The 10,192-nt window shown below is 34.0% G+C and carries 12 protein-coding genes and 4 pseudogenes; 6 read left to right on the forward strand and 10 right to left on the reverse strand.

Translation table 11 applies throughout. The annotated features are described in order from the left end of the window. Window positions 1–271 (forward strand): annotated as a pseudogene (locus BAU23_RS15620) (DDE-type integrase/transposase/recombinase); the annotation flags it as partial. A 27-nt stretch (window positions 272–298) separates the two neighbouring features. Here BAU23_RS15620 and BAU23_RS30935 read toward each other — a convergent pair. The 4 genes and pseudogenes from BAU23_RS30935 to BAU23_RS15640 form a co-directional block, all read right to left on the reverse strand. Then, window positions 299–577: pseudogene (locus tag BAU23_RS30935) on the reverse strand (hypothetical protein); the annotation flags it as partial. A 452-nt stretch (window positions 578–1,029) separates the two neighbouring features. Next, window positions 1,030–1,275 carry a hypothetical protein gene (locus BAU23_RS15630; protein ID WP_071734793.1) on the reverse strand — a complete coding sequence of 82 codons (246 nt, stop codon included), beginning with the start codon at window positions 1,273–1,275 and terminating at the stop codon, window positions 1,030–1,032. A 16-nt stretch (window positions 1,276–1,291) separates the two neighbouring features. After that, entirely contained in the window at window positions 1,292–1,918 is a 627-nt protein-coding gene (locus tag BAU23_RS29215) for a TNT domain-containing protein (RefSeq protein ID WP_083583363.1), read from the reverse strand. Between the two features lie 61 nt (window positions 1,919–1,979). After that, window positions 1,980–2,231 (reverse strand): hypothetical protein, encoded by a 252-nt coding sequence (locus BAU23_RS15640; protein WP_071734794.1) that lies wholly within the window; start codon window positions 2,229–2,231, stop codon window positions 1,980–1,982. 76 nt (window positions 2,232–2,307) lie between these two features. Here BAU23_RS15640 and BAU23_RS15645 point away from each other — a divergent pair. Continuing rightward, window positions 2,308–2,606, forward strand: a pseudogene (locus BAU23_RS15645) (MFS transporter); the annotation flags it as partial. Between the two features lie 200 nt (window positions 2,607–2,806). Here BAU23_RS15645 and BAU23_RS30215 read toward each other — a convergent pair. Further along, the gene (locus tag BAU23_RS30215; protein ID WP_000583424.1) at window positions 2,807–2,977 is read right to left on the reverse strand and encodes a hypothetical protein; all 171 of its coding nucleotides are present in this window, start codon (window positions 2,975–2,977) and stop codon (window positions 2,807–2,809) included. Window positions 2,978–3,199: 222 nt separating this feature from the next. Between BAU23_RS30215 and BAU23_RS15650 the strand changes: the two genes are divergently transcribed. From BAU23_RS15650 to BAU23_RS29840, 4 genes and pseudogenes are all read left to right on the forward strand, one after another. Next, a complete protein-coding gene (locus tag BAU23_RS15650; protein WP_071734795.1) occupies window positions 3,200–4,903 on the forward strand; it encodes a molecular chaperone HscC in 1,704 nt (567 codons plus the stop codon). Then, window positions 4,900–6,198: a J domain-containing protein gene (locus BAU23_RS15655; protein ID WP_071734796.1), complete on the forward strand. Its 1,299-nt coding sequence runs from the start codon at window positions 4,900–4,902 to the stop codon at window positions 6,196–6,198. The genes BAU23_RS15650 and BAU23_RS15655 overlap by 4 nt, the downstream gene beginning before the upstream one ends. 12 nt (window positions 6,199–6,210) lie before the next feature. Further along, the gene (locus BAU23_RS15660) at window positions 6,211–6,891 is read left to right on the forward strand and encodes a DUF1266 domain-containing protein (RefSeq protein WP_071734797.1); all 681 of its coding nucleotides are present in this window, start codon (window positions 6,211–6,213) and stop codon (window positions 6,889–6,891) included. Between the two features lie 154 nt (window positions 6,892–7,045). Then, a pseudogene (locus tag BAU23_RS29840) lies at window positions 7,046–7,302 on the forward strand (DDE-type integrase/transposase/recombinase); the annotation flags it as partial. Window positions 7,303–7,385: 83 nt separating this feature from the next. Here the strand turns inward: BAU23_RS29840 and BAU23_RS15670 are convergent. The 5 genes from BAU23_RS15670 to BAU23_RS15695 all read right to left on the reverse strand — a co-directional run. Continuing rightward, window positions 7,386–7,712 (reverse strand): hypothetical protein, encoded by a 327-nt coding sequence (locus tag BAU23_RS15670; RefSeq protein WP_116733302.1) that lies wholly within the window; start codon window positions 7,710–7,712, stop codon window positions 7,386–7,388. A gap of 290 nt (window positions 7,713–8,002) precedes the next feature. Then, window positions 8,003–8,200: a hypothetical protein gene (locus tag BAU23_RS15675; RefSeq protein ID WP_071734798.1), complete on the reverse strand. Its 198-nt coding sequence runs from the start codon at window positions 8,198–8,200 to the stop codon at window positions 8,003–8,005. Window positions 8,201–8,570: 370 nt separating this feature from the next. Then, the gene (locus tag BAU23_RS15680) at window positions 8,571–9,386 is read right to left on the reverse strand and encodes a hypothetical protein (RefSeq protein WP_199640577.1); all 816 of its coding nucleotides are present in this window, start codon (window positions 9,384–9,386) and stop codon (window positions 8,571–8,573) included. Between the two features lie 42 nt (window positions 9,387–9,428). After that, on the reverse strand, window positions 9,429–9,911 hold the full coding sequence (locus BAU23_RS15690) for a hypothetical protein (protein ID WP_025150784.1): 483 nt from the start codon (window positions 9,909–9,911) through the stop codon (window positions 9,429–9,431). A gap of 19 nt (window positions 9,912–9,930) precedes the next feature. After that, a partial coding sequence (locus BAU23_RS15695) for a hypothetical protein (protein WP_071734799.1) occupies window positions 9,931–10,192 on the reverse strand: 262 nt, incomplete at its 5' end.

A 10,192-nucleotide genomic window follows, 5' to 3' on the forward strand; every position in this document is an offset into this window, starting at 1 on the left:
GCGTTATCTCTATCAATCAATTGATAAAGATGGACACACATTGGATATTCAGCTTCGCAAAAAACGAGATCATCAAGCGGCTTATGCCTTTATGAAAAGACTAGTAAAAACATTTGGAGAAGCAACGGTTCTCACAACAGGCAAGGCTCCCACGTTACTTTGCACGTTCAATAAATTGAGAGAGCAAGGCTTTTATAAGCATACCATTCATTGCACAATCAAGCATTTGAATAATCTCATCGAACAGGATCATAGACATATCAAGCGACGTTTTTCCAAATCCGCAGGATTTCAAAGTCTTCGCCATATTTTTCATTGATACGATATGATTAGCTTGAAGTCTACCTGTAATATACTTACCAGGTAAAGCAGGGTCAGGCGTTCCTATTTTATCCTCAATGCCCTCGTTAACTTTTTCTCGTAACTTTGCAATAGGCGTTCCATCTCTTAATTCATCATATAATTCCTTTAAGATTCTTCTTTTCCCGTATCGAGGCGGTGTTCCAATATCATCCGTCCCCTTAGTTCCACTCTTAACAGCAGAAAATACTTCTCCAAGTGTTTTTCTTTCTCCCACATTCCCAATGCCAGCTACCGAAAGTTCATGGACTTGATATTAAATTTAGAATGGGATAAATATGAGGCGGGATTAACCCAAGAAGAGTGGGGGGATTTTTAAAAAAACATTTTCGAGAGTACATATTAACTCTTCAAAACGGACAGTGAAAAATATACTTTCGATTAAAAAAGCCGTCTCAGATCAGAAGCTCAAAAAGATTGTAAAATCGATATAATGATTACTTCTGTTACGATGAATTTGGAGAAATACTTGATGGGAACAAACATCCTAATCCTTACAATCAAGAAGTATGAACGAAAGTCAAGCTAAATGATGATGGGAAAGTTATTGAGAAAAAACTTATAACCTTGATGACTTTGAGGACTAACTTAAAAAGTAGTAACCTGAAATTAATTTCGGGTTACTGCTTTTTAACTATATTTAAAAATAATTAATTCAACCTTTTATCTTCATGGCTTTAATATCTTTTCCAATCTTACTCGTTTAATAAAATCATCTAATGCCTCTTCTTCATTACCATAATAAGCAATTGAGGTTTCTACAATACTCGATCTCTCATCAGTTGCACAAACAAGCCACTTATTATCCTCTTTATAAATTAGAACCTTATCCGGATCCACATCTTTTTCATGAAACCAGTTATAATATTTTAGTCCTTCTTCTGATAGGATTCGTTTTGCCTCATCTCTTGTCATATTAAAATTATCCTCCTTATTTTATTTGTTTCAATAATTTCAATCCTTCTAATTGTTCGACTGTTAAAGGAAGTTGTATTTGTGTTCCCCCTTTTATGGTCCCAAAACCTGGGGCTATCTCTCCAATTTGTGCTTTTAATTTGCTATAATCACCACAATAGTACTTTTGAATAGCAGCATCTACCTGTGCTTTTAGTGTAGGGTCACTACAGTTATCAATATAGGTTTTTATATCCGAGAAATCACTTACAACCTCATATTGATAGTATTTGCTCACATCTTCCAAATACGGAAGAGCTCTCTCGCCGTAACTATAAGGTTTTCCATTTACCACAGGTGATGTATACGTACCATTTGACGGTCCATATCGGTCAATAACTTCACCTATTTTTGGTGTATACTCATCCTTCATGACTTTCCCATCTTTATTTACAACATAGCCACCGTTTGGTACTTGCCCCCAATCAATGTGTCCATCAGCCCTTAAGACATCAGAATTCTTTGGAATTTGTACTTCTTCTGGCCATTTCCCTGTTTTCTCCACTTCTTCTGCTAACTTACTGTCAATATTATTTAAGTAAGCATGTAATTCATCGGTCGTACAAGTTGATTGTTTTAATTCAGAACAAAAAATACCTAGCATTAACCATAAATTGATTTTATCGCTTTATGGTTAATGCTAGGTATTTTTTAGGAGAAAAACATTATTTTCTTCTCTCTCTTCGATTCTTTCGCATTATCAAATATTTTAATATCAATTCACAAGCATCATTTTCATTTTCAAAAGTATCTATAATATTCATTCTACCTCTCTCTAATGATTGATATATTTTCCATACTTTTTCTTCTTTTAATATACCTAATTCCAATTCACCAATAGATTTATCACCTAAGTTGTATTCATGTTCTTCTATTCCTAATTCATTCAATCTAGTTTTTAACTCACTAATATTCATTCTAAACCTCCTACTTATTTAATTTCTTTTATAAATCTAAATTCCTCCAAATATACAATGGACATTGGTAATTGCCATTGTATTCGTCATATCTATGGTTCTATTCTCTAGTTCATTTGCATTCATGTATGCACCATTACTTGATTCTTGCATTTGTACAATCGAGAAAGAAAAAACAGGAACAGCAATCGAGTTTTATAATTTAACACTCAATGTCGCGATGTCAATCTGTATTACCTATACAGCAGCAATGATGGACCATTCCGCAATGCGCCAAAGCTTCCTAGGAATTGCAAACAATGCGGACGTTTCCATGTTTAGCAATATCCTATTCATTCTCGTACTCATTGCCTTTTCAGTTTATCTCTATACTGAATATTAGAAGGACGAAAAGCGACAAAATAGATATATTGTCTATTTGTTAACTAGTCATATAGAATAACGATTCTTTCATGATTAGAACCCTAAAACAAGAGGTTTAGGGTTCTTTTTTATAATTTATAAAATATAAGAGATATTTTAGACTCGATGCTTCCGCCTAATCATGTAAGTACAAACTATACAATATGTAACTTCTAACCATTCTTACTTAATCTTCTTCTTTCTTTTTCTAACCGTCTAAAAATCACACATATAACACCGCCCGCCACTGTAAACAAAATGCCAGGCACCAATAATAAAAGTCCCCCTCCACTCATCCAAATTAACGCTATTCCTAAAATCAAACATATAATTCCAATTATCATCTGACCTCTTTACCACCCTTTACATAAAATTTCACCATGTTTGTAAAAACATTCTGATAAAATTATACCTCTTTGCTTATAACAAACTCAACACTACTAAACTATCTGTTTCTCTCCATTTCCTTCAAGGAATAAAACCCTATGATTCCATTTTTATCCACCATACTATATATTATTATAATGATATATAGTATGATGGATAAAAAACGAGAGGAGATTATTATGGTAACGATTGGAATTGACCTAGGAACAACGAATAGTTTAGTAGCCTATTGGACGGATCATGGTGCAGCCCTTATCCCCAATGCACTTGGCGAATATCTTACGCCATCTGTCATCAGCGTTGACGAGAGCGGTGAAGTTTTAGTCGGACGCATCGCCAAAGAACGGCTGATTACCCATCCGAACGTTACAGCATCAACGTTTAAGCGATTTATAGGAACAGAGAAAAAATACGAGTTAGGTATGTATACATTTTCTTCAGAAGAACTTTCATCTTTTATCATCCAATCTTTAAAACAAGATGCAGAAGCTTATTTAAACGAAGCGGTTACTGGTGCTGTCATTAGCGTACCTGCTTATTTCAACGATGCTCAGCGCAAAGCGACAAAACGAGCTGCTGAAATTGCTGGATTAAAAGTTGAACGTCTCATTAGTGAGCCAACGGCAGCTGCTATCGCTTACGGACTGTATCAGGAAGCGGCAGAGACAAAATTTCTTGTATTTGATTTAGGCGGTGGAACATTTGACGTATCCATTTTGGAATTATTTGAAGGAGTGATGGATGTTAAATCGATTGCCGGCGATAATTATCTTGGAGGCGAAGACTTCACAAACAGTCTCATGTCCTTTTTTTTAGAGTCACACCAACTCGATTCCGATTCCCTTGACTCAAAAACGCTATCTTTAATTTATGCACAAGCAGAACGTTGCAAACTTACATTATGTAATGAGCCTGCCGCGATTATGAAAGTCGTTATTCATAATGAGACGTATGAAACTCGCATTAACAGAAGTGAATTTGAAAAATTAGTAACCCCGCTTCTCTTACGGCTTCGCTATCCGATTGAACGCGCACTTCGCGATGCGTCGCTAAACCCTAAGGATTTAGATGCTGTCATTCTAATTGGCGGGGCGACAAGGATGCCGCTTATCAAATCCGTCATTTCTAAAATGTTCGGACGCATGCCTCATGCGAATATTAATCCTGATGAAACGGTTGCTTTAGGTGCTGCGATTCAAGTTGCTTTAAAAGAACGAAACAAAGCACTAGAAGAGGTTATCTTAACGGATGTTTGTCCATATACGTTAGGAACTAGTGTTGTTCAAGCGTTCGGAAATGGACAACAAGAATCCGGATACTTCTTCCCGATTATTGAACGAAATACACCAATTCCTGTAAGTCGAGTGGAACGACTTTATACTGTCAATGATAGACAACACTCCATACTTGTCGATGTTTATCAAGGAGAAAACCGCTTGGTTAAAAATAACTTAAAACTTGGCGAACTTAAAATTAAAGTCCCTCCTGCTCCTGCTGGACAAGAGGCGATTGACATTCGTTATACATATGACATAAATGGCATTCTCGAAGTCGAGGTAATAAGTACAACGACTGGAGAGAAAAAAAGAGCAATTATCCAACAAAATGCCGGAAATCTTACAGAAAAAGAAATTGAAGCTAGACTACTAGAATTGAAAGAAATTAAAATTCATCCACGAGACCGGTCCGAAAACCGATTGCTGCTCGCAAAAGGCGAACGGCTCTATGAAGAATTACTCGGTGACGAACGCCAGAAAGTCGCTATCTTGTTACAGCAATTTGAAAATGCGCTCACAACGCAAAATGATAAAAAAGTGAAAGAAGCTGCTCATATATTAAAAGAGCATTTAGAGAATATTGAAAGGTGGGTCTGTCATTCATGAGCATTTGGGAAACGTTAGAAATTGACCCTACCGATAATATTGCAGCTATTAAAAAGGCTTATGCAAAACTTCTAAAGATTTATCATCCCGAAGAAGATCCTGAAGGATATCAGAGACTGAGAGAAGCATTTGATAAAGCGATAAAAAGCGCAAAACAAATGAAGACCGCACCTCCCTCTCAACTAGAAAAAACAGATGAAAACGAAGGAAATTCCTATATCCATCCTGTTTCTCCTACATGGATGGATGGTGATGCTGAACTTACCGCTACTCTCGTTTCAGAACATCCCGTTCACGCATTTACGGAAAAAATCGAGACGCTGTATAACGATTACTTTGCACGAATCGAGCCGAAAAATTGGGAAGACTTATTAAGTTCCGATGTGATATGGGACGTAGAACATGCGGCAGTGATTCAAGATAGATTAATAGAATTTTTACAATATCATTACCATTTCCCCCGCTCGATTTGGGAACTTCTCGACAATGTATTTCGCTTTAGTGAGCAAAAAGAGGAGTTAGAGTTTGAATACGGTGAAGAAACGGTACAATTTTTGCTAGAGAGAATGAGTGGCGAGAAGGAAATGCGTTATGATATTTTCAAGAAAAGTGATGATTTAGATTTTGAAGCGTATTTTCATTTACGTGAAGAAGTCCAGCTCACACTTATGAATAATAACTTAGAAACAGCAAAAAGTGCACTCGATTTTGCATACGAGCTTTATCAAGAAGATCCGGAACTTTTACGCATGCAGGGCATTTATTATTTGCGCATCGAAAATAAAGAACGTGCGTTACAATCATTCAATGACATACTTGTCATTTGCCCAGATGACCTGGATGCTTTAATGTATCGCGCTCAGATTTACTATGACCGCGGGCAGTTTGCGGATGCTATCAAGGACTGTGAGCATCTACTTTCGATTGAGCCGGAGCATATGGGCGCACAGTTCTTATTAGTGAAGTATTCGTTCGAATCAGGTGATATAGAAACTGTAGCCACTAGGGGGCTAGATGTGGTAAAGCGTTATCCGGAGCGCGTAGAATTTCGCTCATACAGTATTCGAATTCACACTGAAATTCCAGAGAAGAGACAGAAACAAGAAATAAATATGAAGTTTATTATCCAATATGCGCTATACCTTTTATTTATATTTATTAGCCGCACCTGGGTTTATTTGATCTTTATGATTCTTATTGTTTTAACCCCATTACCATCTAAATATGCATTACTTCTCCTACTTCCACTTAGTTGGGAAGCATGGAAATTCGTTAGGCTTAAAACATTAGCATAAGGAGGAGACAGAATGCCTGTCTTATATAAAAGAAAACGAGAGAAACAGCTCGAACTATATTTCCGCTGTCTGTCTTCCGTTTGTTTGAATTGTTTTTATCTTACAAACTACTTTACCCGATATGAATTCACCCTTATCAGAGACCGCTTTATTGGGAAACGTTTTTTGAAGAACGTGTTATGGACATGGAAGATCGAAAATTCGACGGAGTTAAAAGAGAAAATCATTTGGTTTTTAGAAGAAGGAACACGGCAGGAATTTAATCGTATACGCCATCAATTGAATCCTCTTTCCGAGGCAGCGCGAAAGCAATTATCGAAAGACCATCCTGACTATGAAAAACTTTATATTGCTAATTACGGATTACATATTTTGACGGATTCCGGAATTGCAGCGTTTGATTATGCATGGTGTATCTGTTTATGTCGGGTCGGTAGAAGACTCGGTTATTTATCAAAACAGGAAGCAAAGAACTTTATGATACAGGCTGCACGACTTTCACAACATTCTTATTCAGATTGGCACGAGTATTTTAACGCCTTTCGTATCGGCAGCCACTTTAACGCAAATGATATAGAATTCATAAATAAAGATAAGTATAATATTAATTACGTATTGCACTTGTTTAATTATAAAAAAACTCTATTGAGTGTTGTTCCATGGGAAAATAATCTACTTAAAGATTTAAGCTAAATCATGCTATGCTTCTTAACCAAATTGATAAAAAATCCTAGGAACTATGATTTCCTGGGATTTTATTTACATATAAGGTATCTGATAAACTTAGAAGAACCCACTTCTAATAACATAAAAAACTAATTCTTGCAGGAAGAAGAGATTACATTGATTAAAAAAACAAGGTTTTTATAGACGTACAACTCATTGTACAGTCAAACATTTGAACAATCTCATTGAACAAGACCATAGACATGTAAAAAGACGTTTTGCCAAATCTACAGGATTCAAAGCCTTCGTCATGCTTCACGTACCTTGAAAGGTATTGAAACCGTTCATGCTCTATATAAACGAAAACGAAGTTTGCAACAACCAAACTTCGTTTTTTCGACGTATAATGAATTACAACAATTACTAACGATTGCATAAAATCCATCTGCAATCCTACCAACTTTTTCTCTGTTAAAAAACTTTGCAACAGAACCAATTATTTTCTATTCCTTTACAATTAATTACTTTAACATTTCCCCCAATTCATCCCCAATTCTCCCTAAAGGCTCATTAGCTCTAACGCGTTCATTAAAATCTGCCTTCCATATAAAGAAATCAGATAATCCTCCTCTTGGTGGATATAGATTACTATAAGTTAATTTTATTTCATTTATAACATCATCAAAGTCTATATAATTATTATTTTGGCATTCATTTAAAATATTAATTACATATCTAACTTCAGATATCTGATAATCTATATCACCTTTCTTATTTCCCTCTAATATTACACCCAATTCACTAAAAAGTTTTTCTAATTTATCTATTACTAGCTTACTTGAACTCACTATCATACCTCCTATTTTATTGGTGTTTCACTTAAAGGCTCTACCCCATTAATCTTCCATGGTTCCGAAATAAAAATTTGATTACAATTTTCTACACCAAGGTAATGAACTCCTTGATATCCAACCGGCCGTTCATATATTGTAGTTCCTTTAGGAATTTTTATTGCGTATGTTGATTCTATTGGCGAAGTACCTGTCAGTACACCTGTTTTAGGATCTATCCATTGAGCTTTAATCGTAGAATCTATCCGTACTTTTGCAACTGATTCTGCTAGTTCTCTTGTAAACCACTATCCAAGCGCATTTTGTTCTTCTCCCAGAATTGTTAATCCTCCTTTTTTGCCTGAACGATATAAAGTTGTATCTTCATCCAAAATTTTCACATTATATTTGCCTGCTAGAAAGTTTGATACTGGATTTCCCCTCATTTCAGCTAAAGGCCCAGGATTCTCTATCATACTATGAGTATATTTAGCACCACTCTTCAAATTCAACCCATCAAAAAACGCTGCCGTTTTCTGCTCAAGCCACTAGTTATGTTCTACAGGTACATCCTAAGCTACTACTGGCCGCAGCTTGGGATCTAGATTTTCTGCAGTTATTTTTTATGTTGGTATATATCGTATCTATTTTTCTTGCTACATTCAAACACATTGTTATTACTCATCTCAATTTCTTTCACATAAAAATAGAACCAATGCTTCTTCCATTAGAAACATTGGTTCTATTCTTAGCTATAATATATAATTATTTTTTCTTTTCATTACATCTTTCATTTAGAGCAAAAATCATTTAAATGGCAGAATATTTTAAAACTTTTTAATTTCATTAACTTAAAATTACCTTTAATTTTATCTACTACTCTGCTCCGTGCATTCGTTGTAATATATTGTATAATTTAGTAGTACTCATCTTAACTTCACTATCATTAATTAAAAACCTCACATTTTTTATATTATTATCAATAGTTACTTTTATTATATTTTGCAAGCTACTCATATTCATATCTATTGCAATTTCATTTGTATTTCCTTGCTCTTTAGAATACTTTTTGCAATCTTTTTCACTAATAAAAACTTTAATATAATCTTTTTCTACCACTGGGACAAATTTATTTAGTATTATTTCTTCACCTATTGTATCCTTACTTGGAACAATCCACAACTTATCATCGCAGAATCTTACACTATTTAATACATTCATAATTGCATATTCACTTTTAGCTAATACTGGAGGTTGACCTTGTTTTACAAAACATTCATTTACCAAATCATATATGTTGCAGATTATGAAATCTCTTCCTTCATCAATAATGACTTGGTATATACCAGAGAACATTGCATAATAAGAACTTATTAGTAACTCTTGGAATTCAACTTTTTTTACTAAATATATGTCATTTCTCTTAAATTGGTAATACTCTGCATATTCCTTTGCTATTTTTTCTTCTGAAAAAAGCCACATTGTAGGCATGTTATTATTTAATCCAAAGAATATTTTCCCTTTATTATCTTTAACTTCTTCATCTGTTGTATTTCTACTAACTACAGTGTATATTTCTTTTAAACTGACTATAGATCTTAAAATTTCATTATATTTATTTAAATAATGCTCTGAGCTTTTTTCTATTCTATTTAATTCATTTATTTTTTCTTGTATAGATACACTACTCATTTTCATTTTTTCTCCTTTTAATACAATATAATTAAATATAATCTATTCTAAAAGGTTCTTTAAATAACTTCTTATATCCTTTTGTTCGATTCTAGTGACCTTTTCATCCATATTTTGAAATTTCAAAATAGGATCCTTAATTTCTATTAAAGCATCTACTTCCTCTATTGGAACCTCTTTTTTAAAAACAAATTGTTCCATCTTTTCAAATCCATAATTTCTAGCTTCTTTTTCATCACTTGTACCTAGCGTAATTTTATTTATTTCTAGTATAAACTTACCTATTGCCCATGGAACAAATTCTTTTTCCTTATATATTACTTTGTATTTCAATTTATAAGCCATCTCTACTTCATTAATATCAACCTCTTTTATATATATTACTTTTGAAACGAATCCTTGTTCAAATTTTAATTCTTTAAATCCATATTTTATGGATTCATTTGAATTACTTATAAGCTCTAGGTTATTATCCGATACATCTATTCTATACAAATTATTTTTATAAATAGCGTAGTCACTCATACTTTATTATACTTCCTTCCTAGTCAGTCATAACCCATCCGATTTTTTTATTAAATTCAAATTTTGTTGCTACATTGCCAGTTTCTGAATCTATAATATTCAATATATCTCCATCTTGGAAAGCTCTTGCATAACCCCTTTCATATGAAAATTCTGGTAATGCAATATTCTTACTTCCTGTAAACCCTCTTGCAGTAAATGGATAATTATCGGCATTAGCTTCCCACCTTGGAATCGTCAACTTTGATGGATCATTTTCTATATATTCAATAGCCCCATAA

Source organism: Bacillus nitratireducens (assembly GCF_001884135.1).
In the GTDB taxonomy this organism is placed as follows: domain Bacteria; phylum Bacillota; class Bacilli; order Bacillales; family Bacillaceae_G; genus Bacillus_A; species Bacillus_A nitratireducens.

Excerpts from the sequence above, each read along its gene's own strand:
- BAU23_RS15640 (WP_071734794.1), bottom strand. The coding sequence starts at position 2,231 with ATGAATATTAGTGAGTTAAAAACTAGATTGAATGAATTAGGAATAGAA.
- BAU23_RS15690 (WP_025150784.1), bottom strand. The coding sequence starts at position 9,911 with ATGAGTGACTACGCTATTTATAAAAATAATTTGTATAGAATAGATGTA.
- BAU23_RS15650 (WP_071734795.1), top strand. The coding sequence starts at position 3,200 with ATGGTAACGATTGGAATTGACCTAGGAACAACGAATAGTTTAGTAGCC.
- BAU23_RS15660 (WP_071734797.1), top strand. The coding sequence starts at position 6,211 with ATGCCTGTCTTATATAAAAGAAAACGAGAGAAACAGCTCGAACTATAT.
- BAU23_RS30215 (WP_000583424.1), bottom strand. The coding sequence starts at position 2,977 with ATGATAATTGGAATTATATGTTTGATTTTAGGAATAGCGTTAATTTGG.
- BAU23_RS29215 (WP_083583363.1), bottom strand. The coding sequence starts at position 1,918 with ATGCTAGGTATTTTTTGTTCTGAATTAAAACAATCAACTTGTACGACC.
- BAU23_RS15680 (WP_199640577.1), bottom strand. The coding sequence starts at position 9,386 with ATGAGTAGTGTATCTATACAAGAAAAAATAAATGAATTAAATAGAATA.
- BAU23_RS15630 (WP_071734793.1), bottom strand. The coding sequence starts at position 1,275 with ATGACAAGAGATGAGGCAAAACGAATCCTATCAGAAGAAGGACTAAAA.
- BAU23_RS15655 (WP_071734796.1), top strand. The coding sequence starts at position 4,900 with ATGAGCATTTGGGAAACGTTAGAAATTGACCCTACCGATAATATTGCA.